The following is a 14235-nucleotide window of genomic DNA, read 5'->3' on the forward strand; positions in this document are numbered from 1 at the left end:
GCCCGTGGCGACGACGCTCGCGTGGATGGGGTTCGGCGGGATCGCGGTGACGGCGGTGCTGCTCGCCGAGCACATCGGGGCCGCACCGAGCGCGGGCGGACGGCTGCTCGTCGCGATGGCGGTCGGCTCCCTGATCGGGTCGCTGGCGTCCAGCCGGTGGCTCACGCCCAGGCACGCGGAGCCGGTCATGCTCGCCGGGCTCGTCGCGTTCGGGGCCGCCCTCGCCGCCCTCGCCGTCACGCCGTCGGTGGCGTGGGCGACGGCCGCCTGCGTCACCGCGGGTCTCAGTGAGGGGCCGGTGTTCGCGGCGACGCTGATGCTCCGGCAGCGGGAGGCGCCGCCCGGGCGGCTCGGCCAGGTCAACACGACGGCGGGCAGCCTCAAGATCGCCGCCTCGGCGGTCGGCGCCGCGCTGACCGCCGCGTCCGCCGCCGCGATCGGGCCCGTCGGGCTGGTGCTGGCGATCGCCGCGTTCCAGTTCGCGGGGGCTGGGGCGGGGTTCCTTCTGCTGCGTGTTCCCGCAGGTGGAAAACCTGTCGACGGGGCGAGGTCCGGCTCGTAGCCTTCGAACCATGTTCCTCGCAGCCGGCACCCGGACGCTCGCAGGCCTGGTCCTGCTGAGCGCGGTGCCGGCTGCCTTCGACGGCGAGCGAAGCTGACCCCTCTCCGTCCCACCCTTCCGGAGAACCAGCGGAGGGGGGTGGCCCAAGCGGGTTCTCACCGGATCCACCAGTGAGGACAGGACCATGGCCAAGCAGCTGTACGAGCGCGACAAGCCGCACGTCAACATCGGCACGATGGGGCACGTCGACCACGGCAAGACGACCCTGACCGCGGCGATCACGAAGGTGCTCGCCGAGCGCGGGATGGCGTCCGCCGTGCCGTTCGACCGGATCGACCGGTCCCCGGAGGAGCGCGACCGCGGCATCACCATCAACGTCGCGCACGTCCACTACGCCACCGCGACCAGGCACTACGCCCACGTCGACATGCCCGGCCACGCCGACTACGTGAAGAACATGATCACGGGGGCGGCGCAGGTGGACGGGGCCGTGCTCGTCGTGTCCGCGCAGGACGGGGCGATGCCGCAGACGCGGGAGCACATCGTCCTGGCCCGGCAGGTCGGCGTCCGGCACGTGGTCGTCGCGCTCAACAAGGCCGACATGGTCGAGGACGCCGAGCTGCTCGACCTCGTCGAGCTGGAGGTCAGGGAGCTGCTGTCGGAGTACGGGTTCCCCGGGGACGAGATACCGGTCGTCCGGGTGTCCGGGCTGCGGGCGCTGGAGGGCGACCCGTACTGGACGGCCCGGATCGTCGACCTCCTCGACGCGATCGACGCGTACGTGCCGGTGCCGGAGAGGGTGCTCGACAGGCCGTTCCTCCTGCCGGTCGAGAGCGTCCTCACGATCACCGGGCGCGGCACGGTCGTGACCGGTGTCGTGGCGCAGGGTCTGCTGCGTGTCGGCGAATCCGTCGAGGTCGTCGGGTTCGGGGAGCCGTTCCGCACGGTCGCGACCGGGCTGGAGACGTTCGGCCAGTCGATGGACCACGCCGAGGCGGGCGACAACGCCGCCGTGCTGCTGCGCGGCGTCCGGCGGGACCAGGTCCGGCGCGGCCAGGTCGTCAGTGCCCCGGGCGCGATCCGGCCGCACCTGCGGTTCCGGGCGAAGGTCCGGGTGCTGACGGCCGACGAGGGCGGTCGGAGCAGGCCGTTCTTCCACGGCTACCGGCCCCAGTTCCACTTCCGGACGACGGACGTGGTCGGCGGCGTCGACCTCGGCGGCGACGGCCGCATGGCGATGCCCGGCGACTCGGTCGAGATGGCCGTGGACCTGGGCAGGCCCGTCGCGATGACCGAGGGCCTCGGCTTCGCCATCCGCGAGGGCAACCGGACGGTCGGCGCGGGCACGGTCACCGGTCTGCTCGACTAGCGCTCCAGGGGGCCCGGCGAGGCTTTCGCCGGGCCCCCCGGGGACGCGTTCGGGCGGAACCGCTGGCGAAAAGCGATCTTGTTGTGGTGGGATTCCGACATCGTCCCCGGCTGACCCCCCACCTGGAGAACGTGTGCGATCCCCCCGCGCCCTGATTCCCCTTCTCTCGATCTGCGCCGCCGGCGCGGTCGTCGCCGCGGCCCTGACCGGCGCGAGCATCGAGGGCCTGCAGGGCGACGGCGGCCCCGCCCCGGCCGCCCATGCCGACGGCGCGGCGCCGCGTCCGGACGCCGTCACGATCAACGCGATGACCTGGAACGTCTGCGGCGGCGCGGAGCCGGGCTGCCCGCTCGGAGCCGACCCGGCGGCGCTCGCCGGGCAGGCCGCGCAGCGGATGCGCACCACCGAGGTCGGCGGACGGAAGGTCGCGGCGAACGCCGTCCTGCTGCAGGAGGTCTGCGAGGGGCATGTGCGCGCCTTCAAGAAGACCACGGGGCTGTCCGGGTGGGCGTGGGCCTTCGCCGCGCCGACCAAGGGCCCGTCCTGTGCGCGGGGGGAGGGCCGCCTGGGCGTTGCCATCGGCACCGCGGCTCCGCTCGCCGGGACGGAACGGTCCGAAATTCCTTCGCCTGCCGCGGGCGCGCCAGTCGCCTTGTGCGGGGAGGTCCCGTCCTGGACGACCCGGGTGTGCGTCACGCAGCTCAGCCCGTCCGAGGACGCCACGTGGCGCCGCAAGCAGGCCGCCGCCCTCGCCGCCCTCGCCGGCAGCGGACGGGTTCTGGTCGGCGGTGATCTCGGCGCCGCGCCGGAGAGCCCGGCATTCGATCCGCTGTACCGGGCGTACGCGGAATGCGACCAGTCGGGGCAGTCCCGCGCAGGTGCCATGACGCGCCAGGACTGGACGGGCGCCGCGGTGGAGAAGAGCGACTACCTCTTCATCACCCGGTCCGCCGCCGTTTCCTGCAGTGTTCCCGCCGAGCGGGTGAGGACGTCCGACCACCGTCCCATGTCAGCGGTGATCCGCTTTCCGTAGGCTTCGCCGGGCATGATTGACGTCCGCCCCTCGACCCCGGACACGGCATGTCACAGACCCTCGCGCCCGTCCTGATCACCCTCCTGACGCTGAGCGGAGGGTGGCTGGTGTCCACGCGCGTCACCGATCGATGGGACCGGATCAAGAAGCAGCGGGAGATCGACCTCGCGTCGATGCTGGAGTTCCAGCGCGTCTACGGCGAGTTCTTCGCCACCTGGAAATGCTGGGACACGATCAAACGGTACGGGGCCGGCCCCGCGCCGCCGGAGGACGCGGCATGGCAGTGCCTGCAGCGGGCGGCGTCGATCGAGGGCGCCATCGAGGCCCTGCTGGCGAAGGTGGCCGGCGACCGGCAGCTCTCCGATCAGGACATCGAGGTCCTCGGCCGGATGCGGCAGGGGTTCCAGAGCCTGCGCAAGGCGATCAGGGAGGACCGCAATCTGGACTGGCGCGAGACGGCGAACTACCAGTCGTTCAAGTCACTGGCCGCCTACACCGCCAGCCTGATGGCCGATCTCGGGAGCCGGGGGCCCAAGCCGGACCGGGAGACCGCGACGGCCAACTTCCTGCGGATCACCGATGTCGTCCACGAGGACGGCTGGGGGTCACGGCCGCTGGGACGGGGCCAGGATGTCGGCTAGGACCGGCTCCCGGAAGCGCCGGCCCTTGTGCGGCTTCTGGGAGACGCCCTCGACCGGCGCCACGGACTCCTTGGTCATGTTGCTCTCATGCACGCGGGCGAACAGCCGGTCGAGGGGAAGGCCGAGTGAGATCGCGGCGCCGAAGGTGATGTAGAGCAGGTCGCAGATCTCCCGGGCCGATTTCTCGATGTCCCCGAGCCGAATGGCCTCGGCCACCTCCGCCGCTTCCTGTTCGATGTCGCCGGCGAGGCGCTCGACCTCCCGCTTGCTCTCCGGAACCGCGGGACAGTCGCTGATGAGCAACTGCTTGGCGGCATGGAAATCGCGTACCAGCGCCAGCGCCTCGTCGAACATTCCAGCCGGCGGAGTTTCATCGTCCATATTTGCTCATATCTCTATCAGTACCTTGAGGGACTCTTTCGCCGCCGCGTCGACATCGGTGATCCGGTCCATCAGGGTGGGGTGGACCAGCAACCGTATGATCTTGGTGCTGTGGTCGAATTTGTCGCCCCGCAGATTGCCGAGGGTCGGCACCATCTCAAGGAGGTTGACACCGCCTTCTCTGGCGGTCGCCTTCTGGCTGTTCTCCCCCGGGTAGACCAGAACCCGGCCGCCGAGGTTCTCGCGGTCCCTGAACGGGACATCGATGAGAATCTCGCCGGGCCGCGGTGCTGGATCGCACTGCGGGGCGAGCGCCTCGGAAAGCCGATTGTAGAGGTCATGGTACTCGAAGGGATTGGTGCCGCGGAGCTTGTTGTAGAGGAGCGGGGAACCGGCCGAGCCCATCGTGATCTCAAGGAGCCGGCGGTATTCTCCGCGCAGCCCCGAGGCCGATGTGGGCAGCAGGCATTCGAGCGGATTGACCTCCGAGTCGCCGAACACCTCGGTGAATCTCTTGCTCAGCCAGTACGTCGCCTCGCGCTCGTCCTTGAACAGGGTCTCCTGGAAATACTCCTCGAAGGAGAACTTGTGCTCGGCCATGAGGCTGAGGACGACGTGCTTGAACATGGCCATGATGGAACGGTTGGCGGCATGCCAGTAGGCCTTCACGAGCAGATGCTGGCGCACCTCGACGGCGGCCGCCGCCGCGGGGACGCCGCGCTCGGAGATTCCGATGAAGGCCGTCTCGGCGTCATAGTCCCGCTCGCTCGGGCAGCGCAGCGCGCTCGCGATGCTCGGCACATCGATGCTCTGTCCGAAACTCAGCCCGGTCATGATCGAGTCGTCGACGAGGTACGCCAGCTTGCAGGCGTCGATGGGCGACGAGAGGAGCGCCGACAGCAGCGCCGCGCTCTCGTCCTCGTGCGGGCCTTCGCCGCCGATGCTCTGCATCCGCTCGACGACGTCGGCGGTCAGTTTCTGTTCGAGGAGCTCCGGGAACGTCCGGCCCTTCGAATCCCGCACCTCCAGTGCGATCTTGAATATCTCGCCGACGCGTCCGGTCGGCTCGCGCGTGCCGACCAGGGCGGGGAACAGTTCCACCCGTGACGGCGGGATGCTGTCCGATATGCGCGACCTGATGCCGTAGTTCTTGACCGCGGCGATGTCCTCGAATATCTGGGAGAGCGGATAGTGGGCGACATCGTGCAGGAGGGCCCGGAAGAGGGCGGCTTCGATATCGGTCTTCGTGCACCACTTGCGCGCCCGCTCGTCGGCCAGCAGCCCGTTCATCAGCTGCCGGGTGGCGTTGTAGGTGTTCAGGGCGTGCAGATACCGGGAATGCCGGGCCCCGGCGTAGACGAAGTACGCGAGTTCGAGTTGCGGGAGTTCGTGCAGCCGCCAGAGCATCGGGTGCCAGCGGATGGTCTCCACGCGGTCGGTGAGCGCGACGCGCCCCTGCGTGGTGGTGGTGAAGTTCGTTCCGTTCGGGATCGCCGCGAGTTCCGGCACCCCCAGCGGGGCCAGGCTCGACGGGTCGAGCTGGCGCATCATCCGGCCCAGGTCCTTCGCGCTCAGGGTGCGGTAGCGCGAGTTCGCGGGGTCGGTGAGCATCTGGCTGATCTCTTTGAGGACGGTCAGCGTCCGCGCGCTGACCGCGCAGCGCTGGGCGGAGAGCAGCCCTTCCAGGTCGAGCAGGGTGACGCCGAAGGCGTACAGGTCGATATGCGGAAAGTGCTCGCGCAGCACCGCCCGCCGGACGCGGTTTCCCGAGTTGGCGCCGAGGGCGAAGCGTATCTCCGGCGGCAGGAACCGCTCCGTCCCGAAGAGATAGGTGAACTCGCCGTCGTCGTCGCGATCCGGGTGGCCGAACACCTTGCCCAGCCCGAGGTCGAGAATGACCGCGCGCGGTCCGCCGTTCGTCTCGACCACCACGTTGGTGGGCTTCATGTCGCAGTGCATCACCTGGCGGCCGTGCAGGAACTCAAGCCCGGTCAGCGTCTGGCCGAGGACGCTCATCAGGTTCTCGTCGGTGACGCCCGGTTCCCGCACATACTGGTCGAGCGTCTTCCCTTCGATGTAGTCCGTCACCACATAGGGAATCTGCGCCGATTCGGCCCGGACGACGCCGTAGTCGAGGAGCTTGATCACATTTTGGTGCGTGACCGCCGACAGGATGGCCGCCTCGTTCTCGAAGTTCTCGATGAAGACGTCCTTGGACACCCTGCTGCGGAGCGCCGGTTTGGGGTCCATGACCTTGAGCGCGCGCTTCAGGGTCAGGTTCTTGAGAATGCGAAAGACCTTGCTGGAGCCGCCGCCGTCCATGGGCTTCGCCGTCCCGATCTCGCAGGGCCGCCATTGATCGTCGGCCAGATGGTGCGTCGGGTTCTGGTCAAGGTATGCCTGGACGGCTGTGCGAACTTTGCTTCGCGCCACGCTGGAACCCCGTAATCACCTGAGGGCTATGCCGGTGTTCCGTCCATGATGCCAGTCTTGCTAACTACAGGGCAGGTCCGGTGCTTTTGGGGTGCCGGTAATGCACGCATGTGCATATCCGATAGCGACTGAAGATCGAAATGGCGGCATGCGCGTGGATTGCCGTCCATCGGCCGTAGCGGGCCTACGTTCTCTTGAGGAACAGCCCGTTTTTGGGCGTACGGCTCGCGAAGCCGTTGCCGGGCCGGTCAGTGGACCTGGCGGTCCTGACCTTCCCAGTAAGGGGCGCGGAGTTCGCGTTTGAGGATCTTGCCGGTCGGGTTGCGGGGAATGGCGTCGCGGCGCTCGACCGTCGTGGGGCACTTGAAGTGCGCGAGGCGGTCGCGGCAGAAGTCGATGATGTCCTTCTCGGTCACGTCCTGCTCGGTCACGTCCGGGGAGAGGACGACGATCGCCTTGGGCGTCTCGCCCCACTTGGAGTCCGGGACGCCGATGACCGCGCAGTCGGTGATGTCGGGATGTCCCATCAGGATGTTCTCGACCTCGGCCGGGTAGATGTTCTCGCCACCCGAAATGATCATGTCCTTGACGCGGTCGTGGATGTAGAGGTAGCCGTCCTCGTCCAGGTAGCCGGCGTCGCCCGTCCGGAACCAGTTGTCGCCGGACAGCGCGGCGGCGGTCGCCTCGGGCATGCGCCAGTAGCCCTTCATGTTCTGGGGCGTCCGGCACAGGATCTCGCCGACCTGGCCCGTGGGCAGCTCCTCCAGCGTCGCCGGGTCGACGATCTTGAGGGTGCAGCCGGCGTTGGGCAGGCCCGCGCTGCGCAGCCGGTGCGCGTTCGGGCCGTCCGGGTCGTGGTCGGCGGCGGGCAGCGTCACGATCGCCCCGCTGACCTCCGTCAGCCCGTACACCTGCATGAAGTCGCTGTCCGGGAGCATCCGCATCGCGCCGCGCAGGACGTCCTCGCTGATCGGCGACGCGCCGTACAGCATGAGCCGGAGGCTGGACATGTCGCAGGCGGTCACGTCCGGGATCAGCGGCATGAACTGCAGCAGGACCGGGACGAGGAAGATGTGCGTGACCCGGTTCCGCTCGATGCCCTGCGCGATCAGCGTCGGGTCGGGCTCGCGGACGATGACGCCGGTGATGCCGTTGAAGATCGCGGAGAGGGTGAGGATGTTGCCCGCCACGTGGTACATCGGCATCGCGATCATGAGGATGGACGTGTCCTCGACGTTCCACGAGTCGGTGGTCGCGGTCAGCGCGGCGAAGTAGTTGTCGTGCGACAGCATCACGCCCTTGGGCAGGCCCGTGGTGCCCGACGAGTACAGCTGGGCGAACACGTCCGCGGTGTCGGTGACGTACCCCGGCTCCGGCGGGGCGTCGGGCGCGGCGCCGATCCAGGTGGCGTAGTCCTCGTAGCCGTGGCCGGAGCCGTCGATGACGACCATGTGGGTCGTGTGCTCCAGCTGTTCCGCGATCGCGTCCAGGACGGGCACGAAGTCCGCGCCGACGATGAAGACCTTCGCCTGCGCGTCGTTGACGATGTAGGCGACCTCGTCCGGCGCGAGCCGGTAGTTCACCGGGACCTGGACGGCGCCGATCCGCGGCGCGCCGAAAAGCTGCTCCGCGTACTCGATCGAGTTCTTGTCGAGGATCGCGACCCGGTCGCCGTACCCGACGCCGCCGGCGGCGAGCGCGGCGGCGACCCGGTCGGCGCGCCGGTCGAAGTCGGCGTAGGTGATCTCGGTGTCGCCCGCGATGTAGGCGACACGATCGGGATGCGAGCGCGCCCGCTCGCGCAGCGTCTCCGTCAGACCCGGCACGGTTGGTCCCTTCGCCGATGACCGCCTGGTTGCTCCGGCATCATGCGTTCACCGGCGAGACCACGGCAAGGGCTTGCTAACGGCTTTTGGACATCTTGGAAACGGCTGTCACGGCGAGCACCACCAGAACCGCGACGAAGCCGATGAAGAAGAAGAACTTCAGCATCGACAGGATCGCGCCGATGGCGGCCATCGCGAGCCAGATCGCAAGGATGACACCGAGGACGGTGAGGATCGTCTTACCCATGACCTCACCGTATGCGCTCGTCCAGCAAAGGTCATCACCCTCCGGGACGACCCTGGACGGCTCACCCCCCGCCGAACGGCGGAGCACCACCCTGAGGCCCACCAGGGGCCGGACCCTGACCTGGGCCGGGGACGGGCGGCGCCTGATACGGCGCCCCCTGGTACGGCGCCTGCGCCGCCTGGCCGGGCATCGCCTGGCCGGGGCCGTGGCCGCCGGGCTGGCCAAATGGCTGCCCTGTCGCCTGGCCGAAAGGCTGCCCCGGCGCTCGGCCGAAATGCGGGCCGCCGGGCTGGCCGGGCGCTTGCCCGAAGTGCTGTCCTGGCGCTTGGCCGAAGGGGTGGCCTGGGGGCTGGCCGAAGGGGTGGCCGGGCGGTCGGCGCGGCGCGAGGCTGCTCGCGACCATCAGCACCCGCAGCCCGCCGACCGCCCCGGCCGCCAGCGGCGCCAGCAGGTCCCAGGCGTCGAAGCGCGGCTTCAGCACGTCGATGACGGTGTCGCCGGAGACCCCGCCGTGGGTGACCATGTAGAGGAGGAGCCCCGCCGAGATGCCGACGAAGAGCGCGACCAGGGCGGCGAGCGCCGCGACGATCGGCGCGATCGGGCCGCGCGGGCGGGTGAGCATCAGCCCGGCCGCCGTGAAGAGGCCGACGATGACGCACTGCAGCGCGTAGAAGGCGGTGGAGTGCCGGATGTGCGCCAGCACGTCCGTCTCGTAGACGGCGGCGAACGTCATGATCGTGCCGATGACGGTGGCGACCGCGCCGCCGAGAAGGACCAGGGCGATGGTGCCGCCGACGGGGGTGGCGGTGCGGGTCGGAGCGGCCATCGGGCCATTGAAGCGGCGATCGTCCGTATTGCGAAGCCATCCGGCGCGTGTCGTGATCAGGTCTTACAGGGTGATGACGGACGGGCCGGAACGGCCGGGGCGGCCGTAGCGTGAGGATGTGAACTCCGTGTCCCATGCCGGCCGCGTCCTGGTGGTCGACGACGACCCGACCGTGGCGGAGGTCGTCGCCCGCTACCTCGCCCGCGACGGGCACGAGGTGGTGTGCGTCGCGGACGGCCCCGCGGCGCTGCGCAGGGCCAGGTCCCTGGACGATCCGCCGGACCTCGTCGTCCTCGACCTGATGCTGCCCGGGATGGGCGGCCTTGAGGTGTGCCGGAGGCTCCGCGAGACGTCCACGGTCCCGATCGTGATGCTGACGGCGCTCGGCGCGGAGACCGACCGGCTCGTCGGCCTGGAGACCGGCGCGGACGACTACGTGACGAAGCCGTTCAGCCCGCGCGAGCTGGCCCTGCGGGTCCGGTCCGTGCTGCGGCGGGCGCGGGGGGCGCTCGTCCCGTCCGGGCCGTCCGGGCCGCTCCGCGACGCCGACCTGGTCGTGGACGTCAGCGCGCACGAGGCCGGGCTGCGCGGCGAGCACCTCTCGCTCACGTCCCGCGAGTTCGACCTGCTGGCGTTCCTGCTCCGCCACCCCCGGCAGGCGTTCACCCGCGAGCAGCTGCTCGAACAGGTCTGGGACTGGACGTTCGGGGACTCCTCCACCGTCACCGTGCACGTCCGGCGGCTCCGCGAGAAGATCGAGGACGATCCGACCGCGCCCCGCCGCATCGTCACCGTCTGGGGCGTCGGCTACCGCTACGAGCCCGCCGACCCGGGCGGGTCAGCCGAGCCCGCCGAGCCCGCGGATGGCTCTGAGGACCCCTCATGATCCCGTTCGATGCCCTCCTCGTCGTGGCCCTCTACGCGACCCTCGCGGCGCTCGCCGTCGCGGCCGTCGCGCTCGGCGTCCTGTACGCGCTGCGCGGCCGGTCGGTCGCGACGCAGCTGATCGTGGTGGGCGCGGCGACCGTGCTGGCGACCGTCTCCGGCATCCTGGTGATCTCCTTCCTGATGCTGATCAACGACCATGACCGCTCGGTCGTCCTCGCGGTGGTGATCTCCGCCGGGCTGGTCGCGCTGGGCGTGTCGGTCCTGCTCGGGCGCCGCCTCGTGGCCGCGAACCGGACGCTGGTGGAGGCCGTCCGCGCCGACCGGTTCCGGCCGCCGTCCGGGCGCCTGCCCGCCGAGCTGGCCGAGCTGTCGCGCGAGCTGGAGGCCGCCTACGACCGGCTCGCCGCGTCCCATGAGCGCGAGCAGGCCCTGGAGACCAGCCGCCGCGAGCTGGTCGCCTGGGTGAGCCACGACCTCCGCACGCCGCTGGCCGGGCTCCGCGCGATGGCCGAGGCCCTGGAGGACGAGGTCGTCGCCGACCAGGACACCGTCCAGCGCTACCACGGGCGCATCCGCGTCGAGGTGGAGCGGCTCACCGAGATGGTGGACGACCTGTTCGAGCTGTCCCGCATCCACGCCGGGGCGCTGCGCCTGTCCCGGCAGCGGGTCGGCCTGGCGGACCTGGTCGCCGAGGCGGTCGCGGGCGCGGAGGCGCTGGCCCGCGCGAAGGGCGTCCGGCTGCACGGCGACGTCCGTGAGGGCCTGCCCGTCCAGGTGGACGCGGGCGAGCTCGGCCGGGCGCTCCGCAACCTCGTCGTCAACGCGATCAGGCACACGCCGAGCGACGGCGCCGTCGAGGTCATCGGTGAGGTGCGCGGCGGCGAGGCCCGGGTGACCGTGGCGGACGCCTGCGGCGGCATCCCCGAGGACGACCTGCCGCGCGTGTTCGACGTCGCGTTCCGCGGCGAGGCGGCGCGCACGCCGGGCGGCGGCGCGGGGCTCGGCCTCGCCATCGCCCGCGGCATCGTCGAGGCCCACGCCGGGGAGATCGGCGTCGCCAACGAAGGTCTCGGCTGCCGCTTCGAGGTCCGCCTCCCCTTGACGGTCTGAGCTCAGAGCCGGGGCGAACCGGGCGCACCGCCCGGATCAGGCCGCCGGGATCAGGCTGCCGGGATCGGGATCTCCACCCTGGACGTCCGCGGGACGGGGTCGCGCCACGCGCCCGACAGCAGCACGCTGAGCGTGTACACGTGCCAGATCTGCTTCGACCACCGGCGGCCGGTCGTGTCGGCCAGCACGTCCGCCATCGCCTGCCGGTCGACGAGCTCGAACAGGGCCGCGGGGCCGTCCATGATCTGTTCGGTGAACAGCCGGCGGAACGCCTCGTCGCGGGACAGCCGCCAGTTGAAGGACGCCGTCCGGCCCCGCGGGGCGAGCGCGGCGCGCGTCCGCCACGCCCGGCGGCCGCTGAGCCGCGGGCGCCGCTCCCGGTCGAACCGCCACCGCTTGCCCTCCGGCGGGATCTGGACGAGCCCGGGCGCCAGCTCCCGCAGGAGTAAGAAGAACGGCTCCTCGCTGCGCCGCCACGACGCCGGCAGGGCCAGCACGTCCCGGATGACCTTGTTGTCGAGGAACGGGTGGTAGTACGGCGAGTTCATCAGCACCGCGCTGTGCGACCCGACGATCCAGCGTCCCGTCCGGTAGTACAGGTACAGCTTGTCCAGGACGTCGAAGCCGTCCCGCTCCGCCCGGTCGGTCCAGCGGGCGTGCTCGGCGGCGGCGAGCGCGTTCGCCGCAGGCGTCATGATCGGCTCCGCCGCGCGGAAGATCAGCCGGACCCGCGCGAGCAGCCCGTCGGTGCTGATGTCGTCCTGGTCGTACAGGAAACCGCCGCGGAACGTCTCCCCGCCCGACCCGGACGTCCGCGGGACGGGGCTGTACCGGCGGTACGCGGTCACCTGCTCGTAGGCCGAGTTCATCCCCTCGCACATGCGGACGACGTGATGCGCGCGCGCGAACGGATGCGGGACGGCCACGGTGTCGCGGCTCGGCTCCGGGCCCGCCAGGCTCACGTGGTGCTCGACGCCGAGCGCCGCCGCGACCCGGCCGCCGAGGAGCACGTCCGGGTCGTCGGCGAACCCGTGGGTGGACGCGCTGAACCGCACCCCCGCCGCCGACAGTGCCGCCGCCATCAGCCTGCTGTCCCGGCCACCGGACAGCGACAGCGTCACCGCCTCGCGGTGCCGTGCCAGCGGCGCCGCCGCGGCGGCGAGCGACTCCGCGAGCGGCCGCACGGCCTTCGCGCGGCCGGTCGCCTCGCGCGGGACCGGCCCCGTCCGCGGTATCGGCAGCCGGCGTATCACGGTCGGCTCGCCCGGCACGGCCTCGAACACGGTCGCCGCCGGGAGGGCCGTCACCCCGCGGAACGGGGTGTCGTCGTTGGTGAAGAACCCGTGCCGGACGAGCGGGTGGAGCGACTCCACCGCGAGGTCGACGGACGGTTCCGCGAGTCCCGTCTCCAGCGCCCGCGCCACCAGATGGACGAGCAGCGCACGGCTCCCGGCGATCCGGACGCCCCGCGCCTCGGTGTGGTAGACGGGGCAGACCCGGGCGATCGCCGTCGCCGCGGTGACGCCGTCGTCGCCGGCCCGGAAGGCGGAGAAGACGCCGCCCAGCTCGGCGGTGACGTCCCCGAGGTCGTCCTTGGCGAGCAGGGCGTCCGCGTCGCGTCCCGGGTCGGTGAGGTAGCCGCAGTACCCGAGGACGCGGCCGGGCCTGCCGGTGAGGATGCCGGGCAGCAGCTCGTGCTCGGGCTCGTTCGACCAGCCGAGGAGCGCCGCGCCGCCGCCGGGCGCGGTCCAGGAGGCGGACGACACCACGCCCGCCGGGACGGGGAACGCCTCGCCGACGGCGCGGTGCGCGGCCTCGAAGAGCAGTGGCGCGAGCCGTTCACGGCCGCGGCGGGCGGACAGAGCGAGATAGACGCGCACGAGCACTCCCCACGCGGGCGGGACCCTACGACATCCGGTCCTCTCACCCGGCGGGACGAAATCCGGACGACGGTCGTGCGGCCACTCGGTGAACAGATCACTATTTCTGTAACGCAGAGTGACTAGATGGTTGCGCTCACTGGTCGAGGGTCTCGGCCATCGCGCGGAACGTCGGGCAGGGCCAACGGGACATGCAGGCGCGGCACCGCCGGATGGGGCTGCCGGGATCGCTGGTGATGCCGCCCGCCTCCTGCGGGCGGTGCAGGTCGAGCAGCCGGACGCCGAGGTCGGCGAACGCGATGACCTCCTCGCGGGCGCCGGAGAGGAAGGCGATGTCCTCGCGGGACAGGCGCGTCTTGATGGGGACGAAGCCGCCCTTGTTCACCAGCCGGCTCAGATACTGGGTGGACGAACGCCACGAGCTGGACTTCGCCGAACGCGCCCGGATCGTCTCCAGGCGTTCGCGCAGCCGGGTCTCCCTCGGATCCGTCTTCATGCGCGATGCACCCCCCTCACGCATGTGCCCCTGCCGCTGTCGCACTGGTCCAGCCTCCCCTACTCCCGGGCTCCGCGAGACGGGAACCGTTGAGTTCGCCCGGACCAGGGTTCCGGTACCGGCGCCGCCCGGCACGGCCCGGCACGACGGTGAAATCGCAATATCACGGTGCGTAGTTCCCAAAGCGTACGGGACCGTCCGAGCGGCGACACGCCCGCCCCGCAGGGGACTTGGCGAACTGTCTGGCCCGCGGGCCGTTCCCGAGATAGTGTGCCGGACGTGGAGCTAAACGTCTCGACCGCGTCTCAGGAGGGTCACGCCGTCGTCACGGCGACCGGTGAACTCGACCTCTACACCGCGCCCAGGCTGCAGGCGGCCCTCGCGGGCCTCCTGCGCGAGCAGGTCGACCGTATCGTGGTCGACCTGAGCGGCGTCGAGTTCTGCGACTCGACCGGCATGAACGTGCTGCTCGCGGCCATGAAGCGGCTCAAGGAACAGGGCGGCTCGCTCGAACTCGCCGCCCCGCGCCCCGCCGTCCGGCGC

The 14235-nt window shown here is 70.9% G+C and carries 13 protein-coding genes and 1 pseudogene; 7 read left to right on the forward strand and 7 right to left on the reverse strand.

Features of this window, described 5'->3' with window-relative positions; all coding sequences use genetic code 11:
• The 4 genes and pseudogenes from ETD83_RS31390 to ETD83_RS31405 form a co-directional block, all read left to right on the forward strand.
• Positions 1 to 562 (forward strand): annotated as a pseudogene (locus ETD83_RS31390) (hypothetical protein); the annotation flags it as partial.
• A 184-nt stretch (positions 563 to 746) separates the two neighbouring features.
• Positions 747 to 1931: an elongation factor Tu gene (gene tuf / locus ETD83_RS31395; protein WP_138648830.1), complete on the forward strand. Its 1185-nt coding sequence runs from the start codon at positions 747 to 749 to the stop codon at positions 1929 to 1931.
• A gap of 133 nt (positions 1932 to 2064) precedes the next feature.
• On the forward strand, positions 2065 to 2964 hold the full coding sequence (locus ETD83_RS31400) for an endonuclease/exonuclease/phosphatase family protein (protein ID WP_138648831.1): 900 nt from the start codon (positions 2065 to 2067) through the stop codon (positions 2962 to 2964).
• Positions 2965 to 3011: 47 nt separating this feature from the next.
• On the forward strand, positions 3012 to 3605 hold the full coding sequence (locus ETD83_RS31405) for a hypothetical protein (RefSeq protein WP_138648832.1): 594 nt from the start codon (positions 3012 to 3014) through the stop codon (positions 3603 to 3605).
• Here the strand turns inward: ETD83_RS31405 and ETD83_RS31410 are convergent.
• The 5 genes from ETD83_RS31410 to ETD83_RS31425 form a co-directional block, all read right to left on the reverse strand.
• Positions 3570 to 3959 carry a nucleoside triphosphate pyrophosphohydrolase family protein gene (locus ETD83_RS31410; protein WP_171064536.1) on the reverse strand — a complete coding sequence of 130 codons (390 nt, stop codon included), beginning with the start codon at positions 3957 to 3959 and terminating at the stop codon, positions 3570 to 3572. The genes ETD83_RS31405 and ETD83_RS31410 overlap by 36 nt on opposite strands.
• 33 nt (positions 3960 to 3992) lie before the next feature.
• Positions 3993 to 6419: a protein kinase domain-containing protein gene (locus ETD83_RS31415; protein ID WP_138648834.1), complete on the reverse strand. Its 2427-nt coding sequence runs from the start codon at positions 6417 to 6419 to the stop codon at positions 3993 to 3995.
• 248 nt (positions 6420 to 6667) lie between these two features.
• The gene (locus ETD83_RS31420; RefSeq protein ID WP_138648835.1) at positions 6668 to 8245 is read right to left on the reverse strand and encodes a long-chain-fatty-acid--CoA ligase; all 1578 of its coding nucleotides are present in this window, start codon (positions 8243 to 8245) and stop codon (positions 6668 to 6670) included.
• A gap of 76 nt (positions 8246 to 8321) precedes the next feature.
• Positions 8322 to 8492, reverse strand: coding sequence for a hypothetical protein (locus ETD83_RS42920; protein WP_171064537.1), 171 nt, complete (start codon positions 8490 to 8492; stop codon positions 8322 to 8324).
• Between the two features lie 61 nt (positions 8493 to 8553).
• Positions 8554 to 9318: a hypothetical protein gene (locus ETD83_RS31425; protein ID WP_138648836.1), complete on the reverse strand. Its 765-nt coding sequence runs from the start codon at positions 9316 to 9318 to the stop codon at positions 8554 to 8556.
• Positions 9319 to 9436: 118 nt separating this feature from the next.
• Between ETD83_RS31425 and ETD83_RS31430 the strand changes: the two genes are divergently transcribed.
• Complete coding sequence (locus ETD83_RS31430) at positions 9437 to 10204, forward strand: winged helix-turn-helix domain-containing protein (RefSeq protein WP_456236757.1); 768 nt, start codon at positions 9437 to 9439, stop codon at positions 10202 to 10204.
• The gene (locus tag ETD83_RS31435; protein ID WP_138648837.1) at positions 10201 to 11316 is read left to right on the forward strand and encodes a sensor histidine kinase; all 1116 of its coding nucleotides are present in this window, start codon (positions 10201 to 10203) and stop codon (positions 11314 to 11316) included. The genes ETD83_RS31430 and ETD83_RS31435 overlap by 4 nt, the downstream gene beginning before the upstream one ends.
• Before the next feature lie 50 nt (positions 11317 to 11366).
• Here ETD83_RS31435 and ETD83_RS31440 read toward each other — a convergent pair whose 3' ends face one another.
• Complete coding sequence (locus ETD83_RS31440; RefSeq protein WP_171064538.1) at positions 11367 to 13196, reverse strand: asparagine synthetase B family protein; 1830 nt, start codon at positions 13194 to 13196, stop codon at positions 11367 to 11369.
• Positions 13197 to 13332: 136 nt separating this feature from the next.
• Positions 13333 to 13692 (reverse strand): hypothetical protein, encoded by a 360-nt coding sequence (locus tag ETD83_RS31445; protein WP_138648839.1) that lies wholly within the window; start codon positions 13690 to 13692, stop codon positions 13333 to 13335.
• Between the two features lie 279 nt (positions 13693 to 13971).
• Between ETD83_RS31445 and ETD83_RS31450 the strand changes: the two genes are divergently transcribed.
• Positions 13972 to 14235 (forward strand): STAS domain-containing protein (locus ETD83_RS31450; RefSeq protein ID WP_138648840.1); only part of this gene is annotated, 264 nt, incomplete at its 3' end.

This window comes from Actinomadura soli (genome assembly GCF_005889715.1).
Classification (GTDB): domain Bacteria; phylum Actinomycetota; class Actinomycetes; order Streptosporangiales; family Streptosporangiaceae; genus Spirillospora; species Spirillospora soli.

Excerpts from the sequence above, each read along its gene's own strand:
- ETD83_RS42920 (WP_171064537.1), bottom strand. The coding sequence starts at position 8,492 with ATGGGTAAGACGATCCTCACCGTCCTCGGTGTCATCCTTGCGATCTGG.
- tuf (WP_138648830.1), top strand. The coding sequence starts at position 747 with ATGGCCAAGCAGCTGTACGAGCGCGACAAGCCGCACGTCAACATCGGC.
- ETD83_RS31410 (WP_171064536.1), bottom strand. The coding sequence starts at position 3,959 with ATGTTCGACGAGGCGCTGGCGCTGGTACGCGATTTCCATGCCGCCAAG.
- ETD83_RS31445 (WP_138648839.1), bottom strand. The coding sequence starts at position 13,692 with ATGAAGACGGATCCGAGGGAGACCCGGCTGCGCGAACGCCTGGAGACG.
- ETD83_RS31425 (WP_138648836.1), bottom strand. The coding sequence starts at position 9,318 with ATGGCCGCTCCGACCCGCACCGCCACCCCCGTCGGCGGCACCATCGCC.
- ETD83_RS31405 (WP_138648832.1), top strand. The coding sequence starts at position 3,012 with ATGTCACAGACCCTCGCGCCCGTCCTGATCACCCTCCTGACGCTGAGC.
- ETD83_RS31435 (WP_138648837.1), top strand. The coding sequence starts at position 10,201 with ATGATCCCGTTCGATGCCCTCCTCGTCGTGGCCCTCTACGCGACCCTC.